Raw genomic sequence first — 21,275 nt, forward strand, 5'->3', positions numbered from 1 at the left:
GCTTGTGGAGATTCGTTCACTCGTTCAGCCGGTAGACACCCCGTTACGCGCATGATGGCGTGGCATCGGTCGCGGCCGAGGGGTACCTAGTGTGGCTTCATGATCCCCGACACCGTGGCTGAACTGGCCTGACCTGTGCATGAAGAGGTGGAGTGTGCCTGAGCCCGGTGCCGCGCCAGGACTGCTGGACGTGGCGCGCAGGTGGGCGGCGACGTTGGCCGACACCAAAGGAGTAACACTTCCCCCGGAGGAGCTGGAGCCACTCCTGCTGGAGATCGCGCACGACGCGGTCGACCACGCCGGCCCGGGCCACGACGGCGCCCTGCGGCGGTTCACGGCGCTCTACGCCGCGTCGCCGATGGGGATCGCCCTCGCCGACCCCGGCGGCGAGATCGTCGAGGCGAACCTCGCGCTCGGCCAGCTGCTCGGCTGCTCGCCGGACAAGCTGCGCGGCCGGCACCTCACCGACCTCGGCTCGACCGACCACGACGTCTCGCGGCTCAAGGCCGGGCTCGAGCAGGTGCGGGCCGGTCGTGAGCGCTACCAGGAGCGGATGCTGCTCGACCACACCGAGGACGGGCAGCTCTGGACCGACGTCACCCTCGCCCGGCTGCCCGGCGACCGGCCGGGGTCGGTCTACCCGGTGCTGATGGTGTCCGACGCGAACGAGCTGCACCTGCTGCAGGAACGGCTGCTGCACCAGAACGTCCACGACCCGCTGACCGGGTTGCCCAACGCGTCGTCGTTCACCACCAAGCTCGAAGCGGCGCTCGGTGCCGGCGCGCGCGACGACATCGCGCTGATCTACCTCGACGTCGACGGCTTCAAGGTGGTCAACGACGGCCTCGGCGCCGGCGTCGGCGACCAGGTGCTGCGCGGGGTCGCGGGCAAGCTGTCGGCGGTGTTCACCGGCCACCACGACGGGTTCGTCGCGCGGCTGTCCGGCGACGGCTTCGCGGTGCTGCTGCGCGGGCAGCTCACCGCCGCCGAGGTCGTCGAACTCGTCGAGCGGGCCCTGGAGGACCTCAACGAGCCGATCTACCTGGGCGGGCACGGCATCGGGGTGAGCGCGAGCGCGGGCATCGTGGTGCGCGCGGCCGTCGAAGGCGGCGCGGCGGAACTGCTGCGGGCGGCGGAGATCGCGCTGCACCGGGCCAAGGAGGCCGGCAAGGCGCAGTGGATGCTGTTCGACCCCGAACTCGACGCCCGCGACCGCGGGCGCTACCAGCTGGGCGCGGTGATCGCCGGGGCGCTGGAGAACGGCGAGTTCTCGCTCGTCTACCAGCCGACGGTGCGGTTGGCCGACCCCAACCGCCTCGCCGCGGTCAACGCGGGCCTGCGCTGGAACCACCCGGAGAAGGGCGAGCTGGATTCGGACGAGTTCTACCCGCTGGCGCAGACGACGGGGATGACGGTGCCCCTGGGGCGCTGGCTGCTGGCGGAGTCCCTGGCGGCGACGGCCCGCTGGCGCACCCGCTTCGGCGACGCGGCCCCGGACGTGTGCGTCCGGCTGCCGACCCGCCTGGCCATCGACCCGGACCTGGTCCTGCTGGTGAAGGAGCAGCTGGACAAGCACGAGCTGCCGGCCAACGCCCTGCGGCTGTGCACGGACCGGGATTCGGTCCTCGACCCGCGCGGCGAGGTTCTGGACTCGTTCGCGGTGCTGGCCGACCTGGGCACGCAGCTGGTGCTGACGATCTCGGGCTCGGCCGACCTGGAGCTGATCCCGCAGCACCGGCTGCCGGTCCACCACGTCATCCTGTCCGGCCCGGTGGTCGACGCGCTGGACACCGATTCCCCGCCGGAGCCGGCGTTGCGGCACCTGACGCAGCTGGTGACACGGGCGCGCGAGCTGAAGCTCCGGGTAGGTGCGGAGGGGGTCCGCACGTACGAACAGGCGGCCAGGTTGCGACAGCTGGGCGTGATCGCGGCGCGCGGCCCGTTCGTGACGGACTCGGCAACGGGCGACGAGGTCGACGAGCTGATCGCGCGGCACCCCGGCACCTGACCCGCCGGAACCGATGTGGCCTTGGTGACCCCTGTTTGCCGACCCGCGGTCGGAGTCATGGCGCTGCGGCCCCTCGGTGGTTCCGGGCGCGCCGGACGTCCGAAGGGGTGCGGCCGCGCACCCGCTTGAACGCCGCGCTGAACGAGAACGCGTCCGCGTACCCCACGGCGTGCGCGACCTCCGCGACCGTCGCGGTGTCGCGCTCCACCAGGAGGTCCGCCGCGAGCCTCATGCGGTGGCGGGTCAGGTACGTCAGCGGTGGTTCGCCGACCAGGTCGCCGAACCGCTTCGCCAGCGTCGAGCGCGACACCCCCGTGCGGGCGGCCAGCGTCCCGACCGTCCACGGCGCCGCCGGTTCGGCGTGCAGGAGCCGCAGCGCTCGGCCGACGACCGGGTCGCGCTGGGCGGTCCACCACGCCGGGGGTGCGCCGCCGGGCCGGTCGAACCACTCGCGCAGCGTGCAGACCAGCATCCAGTCCAGCAGCCGGTCGAGCACCACCTGCTGGCCCGGCGCGTCGACGGCGACCTCGGCGGCGAGGTGGTCCAGCACGGCGTCGCCGGTGCCGCCGCCGTCCACGCGCAGCACGACCGGCAGGGCGTCCAGCAGCCGGCGGCCGATCTCGCCGCGGACGGGGTAGGCGCCCGTGATGAGGGTCGTCGTGCCTTCGCCGGGATCGTGCCAGCCGCGCCGGTGCCGGGTCCCGCCCTGCTCGGGTGCCGCGCAGAACTCCCCGCACGCCACCGGTTCCGCGGTGGTGCCGGGTTCGTCGACGAAGGTGAACGTCCCGGGCCCGCGCACGACGACGGTGTCGTAGGCGCGCAGCGGTTCGGGCGTCCCGTGGTCCGGCACGATCCAGCCACCGCCGGCGAGGACAGTGCACAGGGTCAGCGGCGCGCCGTCGACGAAGTGCAGGGCCCACGGCGGGGACAGGGCCGAGCTGCCGAACAGCGAGCCGTGGGCCCGCACGTCGCGGAAGAGGTCACCGAAGGCGTCCACCTCGCCGAGGTTAGACGATCACGCAGGTGTTCCGGTGTTCTGCCCATGGGATCGTCCGAGCGGACCGGGTTGACTGGTCGTCATGACCGCGTTGACCGAACAAGACCTCGACTTCCTCCGCCGGCCCCTCCACGGCTTCCTGACGGTGGCGGGCGGCGAGCCCCGGCCCGTCTGGTTCGAGGCGACGGCCGAAGGCACGATCCAGCTGTTCACGGAACCGGACTCGCCGAAGGTGCGCCGGGTGCGCCGCGACCCGCGGGCGTCGCTCGTCGTGGCGGCCCCGGTGGGCGAGCGCGAACGGTGGGTTTCGGCCGCCGGCCCGGTTTCCCTCGAACCCGATGGGGCGCACGACCTCGCGGCGCGACTGGCCGCGCGGTACTGGGACCTCGACGACCCGTCCCGTGCGGCGGACCTCAAGGGAATCCTGGCTGTGGAGCAGCTCCGGCTGGTGATCCACCCGGAGAAGGTGCGCCGCTACACGTACTGACCGAAGTAGCCGGCGAGCTTGTCGACGGCGAGGTCGATGTACTCGCGCTTGTCGTAGAGGTCGACGTGGCTCGCGCCCGCGATCCAGTGGATCTCGGCGGGGCCGGTCGCGCGCCGGTGCGCTTCCAGGCCCATCCACGCGGTGACGGCGCGCTCGCCGAGGATCTGCAGCATCGGCCGCGGGCCGATCAGCGGGACGGCGTGGAAGACGTCGCTCGCGGCCATCTTGTCGACGCTGTCCCAGGTGAGGAACTTCGCCGACCGCTCGTGGTGGCCGCGGGCGCCGCAGTAGTACTCCCACCCTTCGATGCCGTGCTGCCCGCCGAGCGCGCCCGCTTCCGCGGCGGTTTCGGGGAACATCGTCAGCACGCCGGGGTCCTCGCCGCGGGCGGCGGCGGTGCGCGCCTGCGCGGCGGCGTCGAGCAGGCCCTGGAAGACGGCCGGGTCCTGGGTGCCGTCGGCGCCGTAGCGGAACTGGCGGGCGGGTTCGGCCGTGCAGACGGTCGCCACGGCCTTGACCCGGTGGTCGCCACCGGTGGCGGCGAGCGAGTAGCCACCGGAGGCGCAGATGCCCAGCAGCCCGATCCGGCCGGCGTCGACCTCGGGCCGGGTGGTGAGGAACGAGACGGCGGCCTTGAAGTCTTCGATCCGCTGGGCCGGATCCTCCAGGCCGCGCGGCAGGCCACCGGACTCGCCCTGGTGGGCGGCGTCGAAGGCCAGAGTGACGAACCCGCGCTCGGCCATCAGCCGCGCGTAGGTCCCGGAGGTCTGCTCCTTGACACCGGTGCCGGGGTGGCCGACGACAAGAGCCGGGCGCGGGGCGCCGGTGTCGTCGGGGACGTAGAGGTGCGCGGCGATGTCGAGGCCGGCGCTGGGGAAGGTGACGGTGGTCTTGGTCATGAAGACACCATCGCCTGACGAGCGGGGGGCGAAAAGCCGAGAGTTCCTGCCTGGGCAGGATCCTGCCCCCGCACCGGCGTCGCGGAAGCTCCACACTGGAACCATGACCACCTGGACACCCGAAGACCTCGCCCGGCTCGCCGACGGCTACTCGCTCGTCCTGACCGCCGGGGACGGTGGCGGGCCTGGCGTCGAGATCGGCTTGGCGGTCGTCGACGGCGGGGTGTACGTCCGGGCCTACCGCGGCGTCCGCTCGCGCTGGTACCGCGCGGCGAGCGAGCACGGCCACGGCCGGATCGAGCTGGGCGGCATCACCCGCGCGGTGTCGTTCACGCCCGTCGTCGAACCGCCCGCCGGCCTCGACGCCGCCTTCGCCGGCAAGTACGGACCCGTGTCCGACGCCCTCGTCGCGAGCCCCGAGGCCCGGGCCGCGACGGTCCGGATCGACCCGGTGGCGTGAAAAAGCCCGGCCACGCCCCGAAAGGCGTGGCCGGGCCCGGCGGACCTCAGTCCCAGTCGAGCGCGCCGCCCGACTGGTACTCGATGACGCGGGTCTCGAAGAAGTTCTTCTCCTTCTTCAGGTCCATCGCCTCGGACATCCACGGGAACGGGTTCTCGGTCTCGCCGAAGATCGGCGCCAGGCCGATCTGCTGCGCGCGCCGGTCGGTGATGAAGTGCATGTACTGCTCGCACAACTGCGCCGACAGGCCGAGCATGCCGCGCGGCATCGTGTCGCGCGCGTACGCGACCTCCAGCTCGCACGCCTCCTGCAGCATCCCGCGCACCTCGGCCTGGAACTCTTCGGTCCACAGGTGCGGGTTCTCGATCTTGATCTGGTTGATGCAGTCGATGCCGAAGTTCAGGTGGATCGACTCGTCACGCAGGATGTACTGGTACTGCTCGGCGATGCCGACCATCTTGTTCCGGCGGCCCAGCGACAGGATCTGCGCGAAACCGGTGTAGAACCACATGCCCTCGAAGATCACGTAGAACGCGACGAGGTCGCGCAGGAACGCCTGGTCGGCCTCCGGCGTCCCGGTCTCGAAGTCCGGGTTCTCCAGGTTCTGCGTGTACTTCAGCGCCCACGCGTCCTTGTCCGAAATGGACGGAACCTCGCGGTACATGTTGAACAGCTCGCCCTCGACCAGGCCGAGGCTTTCGCAGATGTACTGGAAGGTGTGCGTGTGCACGGCCTCCTCGAACGCCTGGCGCAGCAGGTACTGGCGGCACTCGGGGTTGGTGATCTGCCGGTACACCGCGAGCACGATGTTGTTGGCCACCAAGGACTCCGCGGTTGCGAAGAAGCCCAGATTGCGCTTGAGCATCTGCCGCTCGTCCTCGGTGAGGCCGTCCGGCGACTTCCACAGCGCGATGTCGGCCTGCATGGCGACCTCGGTCGGCATCCAGTGGTTGTTGCAGCCGGCGAGGTACTTCTCCCACGCCCACTTGTACTTCATCGGCAGCAGCTGGTTGACGTCGGCGCGCGCGTTGATCATGCGCTTGTCGTCGACGTTGATCCGGGCGGCGCCGACCTCGATCTCCCCGAGGCCGGTCGCGTCCGTCGTCTCCACGTTCGTCATCTGTGCAGGGATTCCTTTACTGGCAGGCTTCGCAGTCGGGGTCGTCGATGCGGCAGGCGGCGCCTTCGGTGGCCACGAAGTCGACGTCCGGCGCCGGCTTCGGCGCGGGGGACGGCGTCGGGGCCGGGGCCGGAGCGGGCGCCGCGGCCGGCACCGCGGCGGGCGCCGGGGTGGCCGAGACGGCGTTCAGCTTGCCGTCGGTGCCGCGCAGGGTGCTCTTCTCCACGTGCGTCGCGGACTGCGCCCGCAGGTAGTACGTGGTCTTGAGGCCCTTGTGCCACGCGTAGCGGTACAGCTCGTCGAGCTTGCGGCCGCTGGGCGCCGCGATGTACAGGTTCAGCGACTGCGCCTGGTCGATCCACTTCTGGCGCACCGAACCGGCGTCGACGATCCACTTCGACTCGATCTCGAACGCGGTCGCGTACAGCGCCTTCAGGTCGTCCGGCACGCGGTCGATCTGGCCGAGGCTGCCGTCGAAGTACTTGAGGTCGCTGACCATGACCTCGTCCCAGAGCCCGCGTTCCTTGAGGCTCTTCACCAGGTGCGGGTTGACGACGGTGAAGTCGCCGGACATGTTCGACTTGACGAACAGGTTCTGGAACAGCGGCTCGATCGACTGGCCGACGCCCGAGATGTTGGAGATCGTCGCCGTCGGCGCGATCGCCATCACGTTGGAGTTGCGCATGCCGACGGTCTTGACGCGCTCGCGCAGCGGCGCCCAGTCCAGGGTGGACGACAGGTCGACGTCGAGGCCGTCACCCTGGCGCGCGTCGATGAGCAGCTGCATCGAGTCGATCGGCAGGATGCCCTTGCTCCACAGCGATCCCTCGAACGACTGGTACTGGCCGCGCTCCTCGGCGAGGTCCGTCGACGCCGAGATCGCGTAGTAGGAGAGGTGCTCCATCGAGACGTCGGCGAACTTGACGGCCTCTTCCGAGGCGAACGGGACGCCGATCTCGAACAGCGCGTCCTGGAAGCCCATGATGCCCAGGCCGACCGGGCGGTGGCGCAGGTTGGAGCGGCGCGCCTCCGGGATCGTGTAGAAGTTGATGTCGATCACGTTGTCCAGCATGCGGACGGCCGTGCGCACGGTCTTCTCGAGCCGCTTGGTGTCCAAACCGGACGGGGTGACGTGCTTGAGCAGGTTCACCGAGCCGAGGTTGCAGACCGCGACCTCGTCGGTGGTCGTGTTCAGCGTGATCTCGGTGCACAGGTTGGACGAGTGCACGACGCCGACGTGCTGCTGCGGCGAGCGCAGGTTGCACGGGTCCTTGAACGTGATCCACGGGTGGCCGGTCTCGAACAGCATGGTCAGCATGCGGCGCCACAGGTCGACCGCGCGGATCCGGCGGAACACCTTGATCTCGCCGCGGTCGGCCATCGCCTCGTACTCGCGGTAGCGGGCGGCGAACTCGTTGCCGTAGAGGTCGTGCAGGTCCGGCGTCTCGTTCGGCGAGAACAGCGTCCACTCGGCGTTGGCCTCGACGCGGCGGAGGAACTCGTCCGGCACCCAGTTCGCGGTGTTCATGTCGTGGGTGCGGCGGCGGTCGTCACCGGTGTTCTTGCGCAGGTCGAGGAACTCCTCGATGTCCACGTGCCACGTCTCGAGGTACGCGCAGGCCGCGCCCTTGCGCTTGCCGCCCTGGTTGACCGCGACGGCGGTGTCGTTGGCGATCTTGAGGAACGGCACGACGCCCTGCGACTGGCCGTTGGTGCCCTTGATGTGCGCGCCGAGGCCGCGGACCGGGGTCCAGTCGTTGCCGAGGCCGCCCGAGTACTTGGCCAGCAGCGCGTTGTTCTTGTAGGCCTGGAAGATCGAGTCCAGGTCGTCGTCCACGGTGGTCAGGAAGCAGGACGACAGCTGCGGGCGCGTGGTGCCCGAGTTGAACAGCGTCGGCGTGGACGCCATGAAGTGGAAGCTCGACAGCAGCTCGTAGAACTCGATGGCGCGGGCTTCGCGGTCGTCTTCCCGGATCGCGAGACCCATGGCGACGCGCATGAAAAAGGCCTGCGGCAGCTCGAAGCGGGTGCCGTCGTGGTGCTGGAAGTACCGGTCGTAGAGCGTCTGCAGGCCGAGGAACCCGAAGTCGAGGTCGCGCTCGGGGCGGATCGCGGCGGTGATCTTGTCCAGGTCGAAGCGCTGCAGCTCGGGGTCGACCAGCTCCAGCTCGACCGCGCGGCGCAGGTAGGCGCGGAAGTACGCGGGGTACTCGGTGGCCATCTCGTCCTGGCTGGCCTGGCGCGGCTTGCCCGCCAGGTAGCTCAGCGCCTCGCCGCGCAGCTTGTCCAGCAGCAGGCGGGCGGAGACGAAGGAGTAGTTCGGCTCCTGCTCGACGAGCACGCGGGCGGCCAGGACCTGGGCCAGGGCCAGCTCGTCGGCGCTGATGCCGTCGTAGAGGTTGCGCTTGGCCTCGGCGAGCACCGGCTCGGCTTCGACGTCCTCCAGCCCGGCGACGGCCTCGCCCACGACGTGGGACACGCGGGCCCAGTCGAGCGGGCGCAGGACGCCGTCGGCGCCCTTGACGTTCAAGGCGGCCTCGGTGGCGGCGGGCTTGGCGGCCTCGCGGGCCTTGCTGCGCTCCTCGCGGTAGAGGACGTAGGCGCGGGCGACCTTGTGGTGCTCGCCGCGCATCAGCGCGAGTTCGACGATGTCCTGGATCTGCTCGATGTGCAGGGCGGTTTCGGGGCCGGCGTGGCGGAGCAGGGTGGTCTCGACCTGCTGGGTCAGCTCGGCGACGACGTGGTGCACGCGGGAGGACGCGGCGGCGTCGCCGCCCTCGACCGCGAGGAACGCCTTGGTCAGCGCGACCGAGATCTTCCCGGCGTCGAACGGCGACACGCTGCCGTCCCGCCGGATGACCCGGATCGCGGTGGGTGCGTCGGCGGCGGAGGGCCGCTGACCGGTTTCGACTGACATGCGTGTCTCCAAGTTTTGGGCGCGTTGGATCGCCGCACGGCCTCGCGAGGCCGTGCGCTGCAGGTTCTTCAAAGCTGCCCGGCGACCCTCCGCAGCGGTCTCCCCGTCGCTGGGGGCTGCCGGTCACCAGAGACTACATGTAGGGGTCGGTCCCCGCGCGGGACCCAAGGGATGGCGTGTCGGGGGCTCACCCTGGCGGGTTACGTGATCACCCAGAGGTGCAGTTCAGGCGCCGAAGCGCAACTCCGAGGAAGGCAGTTCCAGGCTCGCCACCGGGCGGCGGCCGTCGAGGTAGCCCAGCGGGCCGTCCGGGTTGAAGCTCCAGTCCGCCGACGCCGGGCGCGGGCCGATCTTCGCGCTCACCGGGGTCCGGAGCAGGCCGTCGCGCTCCTGGACCACCTCGAACGACGTCGGGATCCGCAGTGGCAGACCCGGGCGGCGCTTGAAGGCCGCCGTCGCGATCCAGTCGTCGGACGTGGCCGCGGTCGCCGTGAAGGTGGGGCCGCTCGTGAAGTCCAGGGTGGCCAGGCCCTTCGGGATCGCCCACAGCTCGCGGCCGCCGGCCATCGACGCCTCGCTGTCGACCCAGATCTCCGTGATCGAGCACGACACCCGGCGCGCCTTGATCGACACCGCCGCCAGCAGCTCGTGGTAGGACATCTCGCCCGGCGGGGTGTAGTCGATCCACGCCGTGAACACCGACGCCATCCCGGCGACCAGCAATGGGGAAGCGCCGGCGGGCAAGGCGGGCAACGCGGACGGCGGCACCCGCCAGATCGAGACCCGCGCGTCGGCGGTCAGGTGCCAGGGCTGCGGTGGGTAGCGGTTCATGCGTCCAACCAAGGGAGGTACGGGGGCAGGTCCTTGTCGACGCGCATGCCGAACTCCGGCGGCCGCTTCTGCAGGAACGACAGGACGCCCTCGACGGCGTCGGGGCTCGCGCCCAGACCGCCGATCAGCTTCGAATCCAGCTCGTGCACCGGAAACGGCGATTCGGCGCTCGCCATCCGGTAGAGCAGCTGGCGGGTCACCGCGACCGACACCGGGGCGGTCGTCGCGACGATCTCGCGAGCCAGCGCGTAAGCCTCGTCGAGCACCGTTCCCGCCGGGAAAACCTTGTGCACCAGACCCTTTTCCAGAGCCTCGGCCGCCGGGAACACGCGGCCGCTGATCATCCAGTCCAGGGCCGTGCCCATGCCGACGAGCCGGGGGAGGAACCACGCCGACGCGCCTTCGGGGTAGATCCCGCGGCGGGTGAACACGAAGCCGAACCGGGAATCCTCCGACGCGAGCCGGTAGTCGCACGAGAGCGTGATCGTGACGCCGCCGCCGACCGCCGCGCCGTGCAGGGCCGCGATCACCGGCTTGTTCATCGTGAAGATCCGCTTCGAGCACCGGCCGGCGGGCTCCTGCCACGCCGCGTCCGGACCCGTCGACGGGTCGAAGTCGAAACCGCCCTGCGACAGGTCGGCGCCGACGCAGAAGTCCTTGCCCGCCCCGGTCAGCACGACCACGCGGACGTCCTCGTCACGGTCCGCTCGGTCCATCGCCGCGCCGAGCTCGTCGGCCATCCGGATCGTGTAGCCGTTGCGCGCCTCGGGGCGGTTCAGCGTGACCGTGGCAATCCGGTCCGCGACGGCGTAGGTGATCTCGGCGTAGTCGGCCATGGTCAGGAAAGTATTGCAGTCCGACGCTACTGGCAAGATGTCAATAGTGGGTTCGCAGCGTCCGGGCCGAAACAATCAGGCGTGCTTGATTTTTCCGGCGGCCGGTGCGACGCTGGGCGCCAGGACGCAAGGAGGCGGGCGATGGCGGACCTCGGCGTGATCCTCGGGGATCTCGACGCGGAGACACGGACGATCGACGACGTGGTGGCGGACCTGCCGGCGCCGGACTGGGCGCGGGCGACACCCGCCGAAGGGTGGACGATCGCGCACCAGATCGCGCACCTGGCCTGGACCGACCGGAAGGCCCTGATCGCCGCGGCCCGCCCGGAGGACTGGCAGGCCGAGGTCGAGGAGCTGCTCAAGGCGGGGGAGACCTACGTCGACGACGGTGCCGAGGCCGGGGCGCGGCGGCCACCCGCGGAGATCCTCGCGGACTGGCGGGAAGGCCGGGCCGCGCTCGCCGAAGCGCTCGCCGCGGTGCCGGACGGGCAGAAGCTGCCCTGGTACGGCCCGCCGATGAGCGCCGCCTCGATGGCGACCGCGCGGATGATGGAGACCTGGGCACACGGCCAGGACGTCTTCGACGCCCTCGGGCTCACCCGCGAGCCGACCGCCCGCATCTGGCACATCGCCCGCTTCGGCACGCGCACCCGCGACTTCGCCTACAAGGTCAACTCGCTCGCCCCGCCGGCGGAGGAGTTCCGCGTCGAACTCACCGCGCCGGACGGTTCCACCTGGGCGTTCGGCCCGGAAGACGCCGAGCAGAAGCTGACCGGCAGCGCGCTCGACTTCTGCCTGGTCGTCACGCAGCGGCGGCACCCGGCCGACACCGACCTGGTCGCGCACGGCGCCGACGTCGAGGAGTGGCTCGGCATCGCGCAGGCCTTCGCCGGGCCGCCCGGAGCGGGGCGGAAGCCGGGGCAGTTCGCATGACCTACCGCATCGGCAACGCCTCCGGCTTCTACGGCGACCGGTTCTCCGCGGTCCGCGAGATGCTCACCGGTGGCCCGCTGGACGTCCTGACCGGCGACTACCTGGCCGAGCTGACCATGCTCATCCTCGGCCGCGACCGGATGAAGGACGCCAATCGCGGCTACGCCAAGACGTTCCTGCGCCAGATGGAGGAGAACCTCGGCCTGGCACGGGAAAAGGGCGTCAAGATCGTCGCCAACGCGGGCGGGCTCAACCCGGCCGGGCTCGCCGGCGCCCTCCGCGAACTGGCCTCGAAACTGGGCCTCGACGTCAAGATCGCGCACGTCGAAGGCGACGACCTCGTGGCCCGCGCGGACGAGCTGGACCTCGGAAAGCCGTTGACGGCCAACGCCTACCTCGGCGCGTGGGGCATCGTCGAGTGCCTGAACGCGGGTGCCGACGTCGTCGTCACCGGCCGCGTCACCGACGCCTCGGTCATCGTCGGCCCGGCCGCCGCGCACTACGGCTGGGCCCGCGACGACTTCGACGCCCTCGCCGGCGCGGTCGCGGCCGGGCACGTCATCGAATGCGGCGCCCAGGCCACCGGCGGCAACTACGCGTTCTTCACCGAGCACTCCCTGGGCGTGCCGGGCTTCCCGATCGCCGAGATCGAAGCCGACGGCTCCAGCGTCATCACCAAGCACCCGGGCACCGGGGGAGTGGTGAACACCGGAACCGTCACCGCCCAGCTGCTGTACGAGATCACCGGCGCGCGGTACGCCGGGCCCGACGTCACCACCCGGTTCGACACGCTTTCCCTGAGCCAGGACGGACCCGACCGTGTCCGCATCTCGGGCGTCCGCGGGGAAGCTCCACCGCCCACGCTCAAGGTCGCGCTGAACACTCTCGGCGGGTTCCGGAACGAGACGACGTTCGTCCTCACCGGACTCGACATCGAGGCGAAAGCCGCGCTGGTGAAGGAACAGCTCGAAGCCTCCTTGAAGGAGCGGCCGCCCGCCGACGTCCGCTGGACCCTCGCCCGCACCGACCACGCCGACGCCGACACCGAGCAGACCGCCAGTGCGCTGCTGCACGTCGCCGTCAAGGACGCCGACCCGAAGGTGGCTGGGCGAGCGTTCACCGGCGCCGCCGTCGAACTCGCCTTGGCCAGCTACCCGGGCTTCCACGTCACCGCGCCGCCTTCGGACGCCTCGCCGTTCGGTGTCTACACCGCGGCGTACGTGCCGGCGGAAAAGGTCCCGCACGTCGCCGTGCTGCCGGACGGGATGCGGGTCGACATCGCGCCTTCGACGTCCACTCGGGACTTGTCCGATGTGGACGAGCCGGCGCTGCCCGAACCCCTGGACCACGGGCGGGTGCGCCGCGTCCCGCTGGGCACCATCGCCGGTGCCCGCAGCGGCGACAAGGGCGGCAACGCCAACCTCGGCGTCTGGGTGCGGTCCGAAGAAGCGTGGCGGTGGCTGGTGCACCGGCTGACCGTGCCCGAGTTCAAGCTGCTGCTGCCCGAGACCGCCGACCTGCCGGTGACGCGCTACCTGCTGCCGAACCTGTGGGCGATGAACTTCGTCGTGGAAGGCATCCTCGGCCAGGGGGTCGCGTCGCAGGCGCGGTTCGACCCGCAGGCCAAGGCCTTCGGCGAATGGCTGCGGTCCCGCGAGATCGACGTCCCCGAGGTGCTCCTGTGACCGATCCCTTCCGGACGCCCGAACGGGCCGAGCTGCGCAAGACCGTCCGCCGGTTCGTCGAGCAGGAGGTCCTGCCGCACCTCGACGACTGGGAGCGCGCGGGCGAGCTGCCGCGCGACCTGCACCGCAGAGCCGGGGACCTGGGCCTGCTCGGCGTCGCCTTCCCCGAGGAGGTCGGCGGCGGCGACGGCAACTACCTCGACGCGCTGGTCGTCGCCGAGGAGATGCACTACGCGGGCGGGTCCGGCGGGCTCTTCGCGTCGCTGTTCACCTGCGGCATCGCCGTCCCGCACATCGCCGAGGCGAACGACCCGGTGCAGATCGAACGCTGGGTCCGCCCGACCTTGGCCGGTGACAAGATCGGTTCGCTGGCCGTCACCGAACCCGACGGCGGGTCCGACGTCGCCGGGATCCGGACCACCGCCGTCCGCGAAGGCGACGAATACGTCGTCAACGGCGCCAAGACCTACATCACCTCCGGCTGCCGCGCGGACTTCGTCACGACGGTCGTGCGCACCGGCGGCGACGGCGCCCACGGGCTTTCCCTGATCGTCGTCGAGCGCGGGACGCCCGGGTTCACCGTGTCGCGCAAGCTGGAGAAGATGGGCTGGCTCTGCTCCGACACCGCCGAACTGTCCTACGTGGACGTCCGGGTGCCGGTGGAGAACCTGGTCGGCGCCGAGAACAGCGGATTCGCGCAGGTCGCCACCCAGTTCGTCACCGAACGGCTTTCGCTGGCCGTGCAGGCGTACGCGCACGCCCAGCGGGCGCTCGACCTGACGCTGGACTGGTGCCGGCTGCGCGAGACGTTCGGCAGGCCGCTCATCTCGCGGCAGGTCGTGCAGCACAAGCTCACCGAGATGGCGCGGCGCGTCGACGTCGCCCGGACCTACACCCGGCAGGCCGCGATCCGGCACGTCTCGGGGGAAGAGGTCATCGCCGAAGCCTGTTTCGCGAAGAACACCGCCGTCGAAGCCGCCGAGTGGGTGGTCAACGAGGCCGTCCAGCTGCACGGCGGGCTCGGCTACATGCGCGAGTCCGAAGTGGAGCGGCACTACCGCGACGTCCGGATCCTCGGCATCGGCGGCGGCACCACCGAGATCCTCACCGGCCTGGCCGCGAAGCGATTGGGATACACCTCGTGACTACCTTGAGGTCCACAGTGGACACGCGGGCCGCCGAGTTCGGCGCGAACCGCGAGGCGATGCTGGAGAAGCTCGCCGAGATCGACGCCGAGCAGGCCAAGGCCGTGGCCGGCGGCGGTGAAAAGTACGTCGAGCGCCACCGCAAGCGCGGCAAGCTCTTGGCCCGCGAGCGGATCGAGCTGCTGCTCGACCAGGACTCGCCGTTCCTGGAGCTGTCGCCGCTGGCCGCGTGGGGCACCGACTACCGCGTCGGTGCCAGCCTGGTGACCGGCATCGGGGTCGTCGAAGGCGTCGAGTGCCTGATCTCGGCCAGCGACCCGACGGTCAAGGGTGGCGCGAGCAACCCGTGGACCACGAAGAAGAGCTTCCGGGCCGCGGACATCGCCGCGCAGAACCGGCTGCCGTCGATCAACCTCGTCGAGTCCGGCGGCGCGGACCTGCCGACGCAGAAGGAGATCTTCATCCCCGGCGGCCGGATCTTCCGCGACATCACGCGCGCCTCGGCGGCGGGCTGCCCGACGGTCGCGCTGGTCTTCGGCAACTCCACCGCGGGTGGGGCGTACCTGCCGGGCATGTCGGACTACGTCGTGATGGTCAAGGAACGCGCGAAGGTGTTCCTCGGCGGTCCGCCGCTGGTCAAGATGGCCACCGGCGAGGAGTCCGACGACGAGTCGCTCGGCGGCGCCGAGATGCACGCGCGGACGTCCGGCCTGGCCGACTACCTGGCCGTCGACGAGCAGGACGCGATCCGCCTCGGCCGGAACATCATCAAGCGGCTCAACTGGACCAAGCAGGGCCCGACGCCGAAGCCGGACTACGAAGAGCCGCTCTACGACGCCGAAGACCTGCTCGGGATCGTCCCGACCGACCTCAAAGTGCCCTTCGACCCGCGCGAGGTCATCGCCCGCGTCGTCGACGGCTCCGACTTCGACGAGTTCAAGCCGCTCTACGGCTCTTCGCTGGTGACGGGCTGGGCGAGCATCCACGGCTACCCGGTCGGCGTGCTGGCCAACGCCCAGGGTGTGCTGTTCGGCGAGGAGTCGCAGAAGGCCGCGCAGTTCATCCAGCTGGCCAACCAGATCGACACACCGCTGGTGTTCCTGCACAACACGACCGGCTACATGGTCGGCAAGGAGTACGAGCAGAGCGGCATCATCAAGCACGGCGCGATGATGATCAACGCGGTTTCGAACTCGAAGGTGCCGCACCTGTCCGTCCTCATGGGAGCGTCCTACGGCGCCGGCCACTACGGCATGTGCGGCCGGGCCTACGATCCGCGCTTCCTGTTCGCCTGGCCGAGCGCGAAGTCCGCGGTGATGGGCCCGGCGCAGCTGGCCGGCGTGCTCTCCATCGTGGCCCGCGCGGCGGCCGAAAGTCGCGGCCAGGAGTACAACGAGGAGCACGACAAGGCGATGCGCGCCATGGTGGAAGGCCAGATCGAAGCCGAGTCGATGCCGATGTTCCTCTCCGGCATGCTCTACGACGACGGCATCATCGACCCGCGCGACACCCGCACCGTGCTGGGCCTGAGCCTGTCCGCGATCCACAATGGACCAGTGAAGGGCGCCGAGGGCTTCGGCGTCTTCCGGATGTGAGTGAGCGATGATCCAGAACCTGCTGGTCGCCAACCGCGGCGAGATCGCCCGCCGCGTCTTCTCGAGCTGCCGGGACGCCGGGATCGGTACGGTCGCGGTGTTCTCCGACGCCGATGCCGCCGCGCCGCACGTCCTCGAGGCCGACGCGGCCGTGCGGCTGCCCGGCAATGCGCCGTCCGAGACCTACCTGCGTGCCGAGCTGCTGGTGAAGGCCGCGGCCGACACCGGCGCCGACGCCGTACACCCCGGGTACGGCTTCCTCTCCGAGAACGCCGCGTTCGCGCGGGCCGTGCTCGACGCCGGGCTGACGTGGGTCGGCCCGCCGCCGGAGGCCATCGAGACCATGGGCTCCAAAGTGGAGTCCAAGCGGCTGATGGCGGCCGCGGGGGTCCCGGTGCTGTCCGAACTGGACCCGGCTTCGGTCACCGAGGACGACCTGCCGTTGCTGGTCAAGGCATCCGCGGGTGGTGGCGGCCGTGGCATGCGCGTGGTCCGCTCGCTCGACGAGCTGGCCGAGGCGGTGGAAGGCGCCAGCGCGGAGGCCGGCTCCGCGTTCGGTGACCCCACGGTCTTCTGCGAGCGGTACCTGGAGACCGGCCGCCACATCGAGGTCCAGGTGCTCGCCGACACCCACGGTACGGTGTGGGCGGTGGGGGAGCGGGAGTGCTCCATCCAGCGCCGCCACCAGAAGGTCGTCGAAGAGGCGCCGTCGCCGTTCGTCGACGCGGCCATGCGCGAGGAGCTGTTCGAAGCCGCGCGCAAGGCCGCCAAGGCGATCGACTACGTCGGTGCGGGCACGGTCGAGTTCCTCGCCGGGCCCGACGGCCGGTTCTACTTCCTGGAGATGAACACCCGGCTGCAGGTCGAGCACCCGGTCACCGAGAACGTCACCGGCCTCGACCTGGTCGCGCTGCAGCTGCGGATCGCCGAAGGCGAGCGGCTCCCGGCCGATCCGCCACCCACGGTGGGGCACTCCATCGAGGTCCGGCTCTACGCCGAAGATCCGGCGGCCGGGTGGCAGCCGCAGAGCGGCACGCTCCACACGTTCGAAGTGCCCGATGTGGACCGGTCGTTCACCCACGGCCCCGGGCTCCGGCTGGACTCCGGCTTCGAGACCGGCTCGGTGGTGGGCGTCCACTACGACCCGATGCTCGCCAAGGTGATCACCTGGGCCCCGACCCGCGCCGAGGCCGCCCGCCGGCTCGCCAAGGCACTGGCCGCGACGAAGATCCACGGCGTGGTCACCAACCGCGACCTCCTGGTCAACATCCTGCGTCACGAAGCCTTCCTGGCCGGCGAAACCGATACGGCGTTCTTCGACCGCCATGGCCTCGACACCCTCGCCGCGCCGCTGGCCACACCCGACACCGAACGGCTGTCCGCGCTCGCCGCGGCCCTGGCGGACGCCGCGGGCAACCGGGCGCGAGCGACCACGCAGGGCCGGCTGCCCAGTGGCTGGCGCAACGTCCGCTCGGCCGGGCAGCGCAAAGTCTTCACCGTGGCCGACCGCGAACACGAGGTCGTCTATTCGCTCACCCGGGACGGCCTGAAAGCCGACGGGTACGAGGCCGAACTGGTCAGCGCCGAGCCGGGACGGGTCGTGCTGGACGTCGCCGGGGTGCGGCGCGCGTTCGACGTCGCCCGGCACGACGGCGTGTCCTACGTGGACTCCGCGCTCGGTTCGGTGGCGCTGAAGGCCGAGCCGCGGTTCGCCGACCCGGACGCGGCCTTGGCCGCCGGGTCGCTGGTCGCGCCGATGCCGGGCACCGTCGTCCGGCTCGCCGTCCAGGCCGGTGACCCCGTCAAGGCGGGCGACCCGTTGCTGTGGCTCGAAGCGATGAAGATGGAACACCGGATCGCCGCGCCCGCCGACGGCGTGGTCGCGGAGCTGCCGGTGACGGTCGGACAACAGGTCGAAGTGGGCACGATCCTCGCGGTGGTGGGAGAAGCAGAATGAACGCGATGAACTTCATCGAGCCGGAGGAGCGGATCGCGCTTCGCAAGGCCGTCGCCGAGCTGGGCGCCAAGTACGGGCACGAGTACTACGCCCGCAAGGCCCGCGCGGACGAGAAGACGCACGAACTCTGGGACGAGGCCGGGCGCCTCGGCTACCTCGGCGTCAACATCCCCGAGGAGTACGGCGGCGGGGGCGCGGGCATCGCCGACCTCGCCGCGGTGCTCGAAGAGCTCGCCGCCGCGGGCTCGCCGCTGCTGCTGATGGTCGTCTCGCCGGCCATCTGCGGCACCGTCATCTCCCGCTTCGGCACCGAAGAGCAGAAGAAGCAGTGGCTGCCGGGCATCGCCGACGGCAGCAAGCGGATGGTCTTCGCGATCACCGAGCCGGACGCCGGCTCGAACTCGCACAAGATCACCACCACGGCCAAGCGCGACGGCGACGGCTGGGTCCTCAGTGGACGCAAGGTCTACATCTCCGGCGTCGACGAGGCCGACGCCGTGCTGGTCGTCGGCCGCACCGAGGACGCGAAGACCGGCCGGCTCAAGCCCGCGCTCTTCATCCTGCCGACGGGGACCGAGGGCTTCGAGTACACGAAGATCCCGATGGACATCGTCGCGCCGGAGAACCAGTTCTCGCTGTTCCTCGACGACGTCAAGCTCCCGGCCGAAGCGCTGGTCGGCGAGGAGGACGCGGCGATCGCGCAGCTGTTCGCGGGCCTCAACCCCGAGCGCATCATGGGCGCGTCGTTCTCCCTCGGCATCGCCCGGTACGCGCTGGCGAAGGCGGTCGGCTACGCGAACGAGCGGCAGGTCTGGGGCGCCCCGATCGGCACCCACCAGGGCCTCGCGCACCCCCTCGCGGAGATCAAGATCGAGCTGGAGCTGGCGAAGCTGATGACGCAGAAGGCGGCGTCGCTCTACGACTCCGGCGACGACTTCGGCGCCGGGGAGTCGGCCAACATGGCCAAGTACGCCGCCGCCGAGGTGGCCATCCGCGCGACCGACCAGGCCGTGCAGACCCACGGCGGCAACGGCCTCGCCACCGAGTACGGCCTCGGTACGCTCGTCACGGCGGTGCGGCTGGGCCGGATCGCGCCGGTCAGCCGGGAAATGGTGCTGAACTTCGTCGGTCAGCACAGCCTCGGCCTGCCGAAGTCCTACTAGGAGAGTCGACATGGCCACATTGGACGGCAAGACGATCATCATGTCCGGCGGCAGCCGCGGCATCGGCGAGGCGATCGCGCTGCGGGCGGCCGCCGACGGTGCGAACGTGGCGCTGCTGGCGAAGACGGCCGAGCCGCACCCGAAGCTGCCCGGCACGATCTACACCGCGGCGGAGGCGATCGAGAAGGCGGGCGGGCACGCCCTGCCGATCCTCGGCGACGTCCGCGACGACGACGTGGTCGCCGCCGCGGTGGCGAAGACCGTCGAGCAGTTCGGCGGCATCGACATCGTCGTGAACAACGCCAGCGCGATCGACCTGACCCCGACCGAGCAGGTCAGCATGAAGCGCTACGACCTCATGCAGGACATCAACGCGCGCGGCACGTTCCTGCTGTCCAAACTGGCCATCCCGCACCTGAAGAACGCCGCGAACGCCCACATCCTGACGCTGTCGCCGCCGATCAGCCTCGACGAGAAGTGGTTCACCGCCGGGCACCTCGCCTACAGCATCGCGAAGTACTCGATGAGCCTGGTGACCGTCGGGCTCGCGGCCGAGCTGAAGAAGGACGGCATCGCGGCGAACTCGCTGTGGCCGCGCACCACGATCGACACCGCGGCGATCCGCAACGTCGTCGGCGCGGAGCTGGCGTCGCGCAGCCGGACGCCGGAGATCATGGCCGACGCCGCGTACGCGATCCTGACCAAGCCGAGCCGGGAGGTCACCGGGAACTTCTTCCTCGACGACGAGGTGCTGCGGGCCGAAGGCGTCACCGACTTCGCGAAGTACCGCGTCGGCGACACCGCGGAGGAAGACCTGCAGCTCGACTTCTGGGTCGAACCGGCTTGACCGGCGTCCGCGAACCCCAGCAGGAACGCAGCCGCACCACGCGGCGGCGGCTGATCGAGGCCGCGCTCGACGGGTTCGGCGAGCGCGGCTGGCACGGCGTCACGGTGGCCGGGATCGCCGAGCGCGCCGGCGTCTCGCGCGGCGCGGCCCAGCACCACTTCCCGACGCGGGAGGACCTCGTGGTGGCGGCGGTCGACCTGCTCGGCGAGGCGCAGATCGACGAGCTGCGCGCGCAGGCCGCGGACCTGCCGAGCGGGCCGTCGCGCACCGAACGCGTCGTCGAGATGCTGCTGAACCTCTACACCGGGCCGCTGTTCCGCGCGGCCCTGCAGCTGTGGGCGGTCGCGGCGACCGACGAGGCGCTGCGGGACGTGCTGGTGCCCCTGGAAGCGCGGGTCGGGCGCGAGGCGCACCGGGTGGCGGTGGAGCTGCTCGGCGTCGACGAGTCCCGGCCGGGGGTGCGCGAGCTGGTCCAGGCCACCTTGGACCTGGGCCGTGGCCTGGGCCTGGCGAACCTGCTCACCGACGACGCGCGCCGCCGCAAGCAGATCGTCAGGGAGTGGGCGCGGACGCTGGAGCTGCGGCTCGGGTGAGCCGGTCGAGCGCCGCCCGGCTCCGCTCGTCGGCGGCGCGGTGGATCACCAGCAGCTGGTCGGGGTCCTGGACCGGCCGCAGCGTCTCGAACTGCACGGTGAGCACGCCGGCCTCGGGGTGCCGCACGACCTTGCGCCCGCGGCCGTTGACCTTGACGTCCCGTTCGGCCCACAGCCGCGCGAACTCCGCGTTCCCGGTGGTCAGTTCGGCGATGAGGCCGGTCAGCGCCCGGTCGTCGGGGTGTGCGGCCCACGCGGCGCGCAGGTGCGCGATCCCTTCCCGCACCACGGTTTCCCGGTCGACGTAGAACTCGCGCACCCGCGGGTGCATCAGGCACAGCCACATCGCGTTGCGCCGCGAGGGCGGCAGCGTGCCGAAATCCACCAGCAGCCGGGCCATTTCGGCGTTCCAGGCCAGGACGTCGTAGCGGTGGTTGAGGAGCATGGCGGGCAGCGGCGAAAGGTCCGTGACGAGCCGGGCCAGCGGCGGTGTCGCGGTGGTGGCGAGCTCACCGTCGTCCCGGGGGCGCTGCCGGGTCAGGTCGAAGAGGTAGGCGCGTTCGTCGGGACCCAGGCGCAGTGCCTCGGCGAGGGCTTCGACGACATCCGCCGAGGGCCGCAGCCCGCGCGCCTGTTCCAGCCGGACGACGTAGTCGACGCTGATCCCGGCCAGTTCGGCGACGTCTTCCCGGCGCAGCCCCGGGGTCCGCCGCCGCGGCGGCAGGCCGAAGTCGCGCGGGTCCAGGCGTTCCCGCCGGGTCCGCAGGAAGGCGGCCAGCTCCGCGGTGGGGGTCGTCATGAT

General features: G+C 71.0%; 18 protein-coding genes. 11 read left to right on the forward strand and 7 right to left on the reverse strand.

Annotation, left to right across the window (positions count from 1 at the left end; translation table 11 throughout):
* Positions 1-190 precede the first annotated feature (190 nt).
* A complete protein-coding gene (locus AB0J40_RS03550; protein ID WP_364447310.1) occupies positions 191-2,008 on the forward strand; it encodes a diguanylate cyclase in 1,818 nt (605 codons plus the stop codon).
* Between the two features lie 55 nt (positions 2,009-2,063).
* Here AB0J40_RS03550 and AB0J40_RS03555 read toward each other — a convergent pair whose 3' ends face one another.
* Positions 2,064-3,005 (reverse strand): AraC family transcriptional regulator, encoded by a 942-nt coding sequence (locus AB0J40_RS03555; protein WP_364446890.1) that lies wholly within the window; start codon positions 3,003-3,005, stop codon positions 2,064-2,066.
* 82 nt (positions 3,006-3,087) lie between these two features.
* Between AB0J40_RS03555 and AB0J40_RS03560 the strand changes: the two genes are divergently transcribed.
* On the forward strand, positions 3,088-3,492 hold the full coding sequence (locus tag AB0J40_RS03560) for a pyridoxamine 5'-phosphate oxidase family protein (protein WP_364446893.1): 405 nt from the start codon (positions 3,088-3,090) through the stop codon (positions 3,490-3,492).
* Here the strand turns inward: AB0J40_RS03560 and AB0J40_RS03565 are convergent.
* Complete coding sequence (locus AB0J40_RS03565; protein ID WP_364446896.1) at positions 3,480-4,391, reverse strand: alpha/beta hydrolase; 912 nt, start codon at positions 4,389-4,391, stop codon at positions 3,480-3,482. The genes AB0J40_RS03560 and AB0J40_RS03565 overlap by 13 nt on opposite strands.
* Before the next feature lie 103 nt (positions 4,392-4,494).
* Between AB0J40_RS03565 and AB0J40_RS03570 the strand changes: the two genes are divergently transcribed.
* Positions 4,495-4,851, forward strand: coding sequence for a DUF2255 family protein (locus tag AB0J40_RS03570; protein ID WP_364446899.1), 357 nt, complete (start codon positions 4,495-4,497; stop codon positions 4,849-4,851).
* A 46-nt stretch (positions 4,852-4,897) separates the two neighbouring features.
* On the opposite strand, the gene AB0J40_RS03575 is transcribed toward AB0J40_RS03570, so the two are convergent.
* The 4 genes from AB0J40_RS03575 to AB0J40_RS03590 form a co-directional block, all read right to left on the reverse strand.
* On the reverse strand, positions 4,898-5,971 hold the full coding sequence (locus AB0J40_RS03575) for a ribonucleotide-diphosphate reductase subunit beta (RefSeq protein WP_125310633.1): 1,074 nt from the start codon (positions 5,969-5,971) through the stop codon (positions 4,898-4,900).
* A gap of 16 nt (positions 5,972-5,987) precedes the next feature.
* On the reverse strand, positions 5,988-8,888 hold the full coding sequence (locus AB0J40_RS03580) for a ribonucleoside-diphosphate reductase subunit alpha (protein ID WP_364446902.1): 2,901 nt from the start codon (positions 8,886-8,888) through the stop codon (positions 5,988-5,990).
* A gap of 225 nt (positions 8,889-9,113) precedes the next feature.
* Positions 9,114-9,719: an acetoacetate decarboxylase family protein gene (locus tag AB0J40_RS03585; RefSeq protein WP_364446905.1), complete on the reverse strand. Its 606-nt coding sequence runs from the start codon at positions 9,717-9,719 to the stop codon at positions 9,114-9,116.
* Positions 9,716-10,555 carry an enoyl-CoA hydratase-related protein gene (locus AB0J40_RS03590; RefSeq protein ID WP_364446908.1) on the reverse strand — a complete coding sequence of 280 codons (840 nt, stop codon included), beginning with the start codon at positions 10,553-10,555 and terminating at the stop codon, positions 9,716-9,718. Before AB0J40_RS03590 ends, AB0J40_RS03585 begins: the two co-directional genes overlap by 4 nt.
* A 141-nt stretch (positions 10,556-10,696) precedes the next feature.
* On the opposite strand from AB0J40_RS03590, the gene AB0J40_RS03595 reads away from it, so the two are divergent.
* The 8 genes from AB0J40_RS03595 to AB0J40_RS03630 are packed head-to-tail and all read left to right on the forward strand — an operon-like array spanning position 10,697 to position 20,473.
* Positions 10,697-11,488 carry a TIGR03084 family metal-binding protein gene (locus AB0J40_RS03595; protein ID WP_364446911.1) on the forward strand — a complete coding sequence of 264 codons (792 nt, stop codon included), beginning with the start codon at positions 10,697-10,699 and terminating at the stop codon, positions 11,486-11,488.
* Complete coding sequence (locus AB0J40_RS03600; protein WP_364446914.1) at positions 11,485-13,173, forward strand: acyclic terpene utilization AtuA family protein; 1,689 nt, start codon at positions 11,485-11,487, stop codon at positions 13,171-13,173. The genes AB0J40_RS03595 and AB0J40_RS03600 overlap by 4 nt, the downstream gene beginning before the upstream one ends.
* On the forward strand, positions 13,170-14,318 hold the full coding sequence (locus AB0J40_RS03605; RefSeq protein WP_364446916.1) for an acyl-CoA dehydrogenase family protein: 1,149 nt from the start codon (positions 13,170-13,172) through the stop codon (positions 14,316-14,318). The genes AB0J40_RS03600 and AB0J40_RS03605 overlap by 4 nt, the downstream gene beginning before the upstream one ends.
* Positions 14,315-15,913: a carboxyl transferase domain-containing protein gene (locus AB0J40_RS03610; RefSeq protein ID WP_191984197.1), complete on the forward strand. Its 1,599-nt coding sequence runs from the start codon at positions 14,315-14,317 to the stop codon at positions 15,911-15,913. Before AB0J40_RS03605 ends, AB0J40_RS03610 begins: the two co-directional genes overlap by 4 nt.
* Before the next feature lie 7 nt (positions 15,914-15,920).
* A complete protein-coding gene (locus AB0J40_RS03615) occupies positions 15,921-17,870 on the forward strand; it encodes a biotin carboxylase N-terminal domain-containing protein (RefSeq protein ID WP_364446919.1) in 1,950 nt (649 codons plus the stop codon).
* On the forward strand, positions 17,867-19,033 hold the full coding sequence (locus tag AB0J40_RS03620) for an acyl-CoA dehydrogenase (RefSeq protein WP_364446922.1): 1,167 nt from the start codon (positions 17,867-17,869) through the stop codon (positions 19,031-19,033). Before AB0J40_RS03615 ends, AB0J40_RS03620 begins: the two co-directional genes overlap by 4 nt.
* Before the next feature lie 10 nt (positions 19,034-19,043).
* Positions 19,044-19,880 (forward strand): NAD(P)-dependent oxidoreductase, encoded by an 837-nt coding sequence (locus tag AB0J40_RS03625; RefSeq protein ID WP_364446925.1) that lies wholly within the window; start codon positions 19,044-19,046, stop codon positions 19,878-19,880.
* On the forward strand, positions 19,877-20,473 hold the full coding sequence (locus tag AB0J40_RS03630; protein ID WP_364446928.1) for a TetR/AcrR family transcriptional regulator: 597 nt from the start codon (positions 19,877-19,879) through the stop codon (positions 20,471-20,473). The genes AB0J40_RS03625 and AB0J40_RS03630 overlap by 4 nt, the downstream gene beginning before the upstream one ends.
* On the opposite strand, the gene AB0J40_RS03635 is transcribed toward AB0J40_RS03630, so the two are convergent.
* Complete coding sequence (locus AB0J40_RS03635) at positions 20,433-21,272, reverse strand: helix-turn-helix transcriptional regulator (RefSeq protein WP_364446931.1); 840 nt, start codon at positions 21,270-21,272, stop codon at positions 20,433-20,435. The two genes, AB0J40_RS03630 and AB0J40_RS03635, sit on opposite strands and share 41 nt — an antisense overlap.
* Between the last annotated feature and the right edge of the window lie 3 nt (positions 21,273-21,275).

This window comes from Amycolatopsis sp. NPDC049691, assembly GCF_040675005.1.
GTDB lineage: Bacteria > Actinomycetota > Actinomycetes > Mycobacteriales > Pseudonocardiaceae > Amycolatopsis.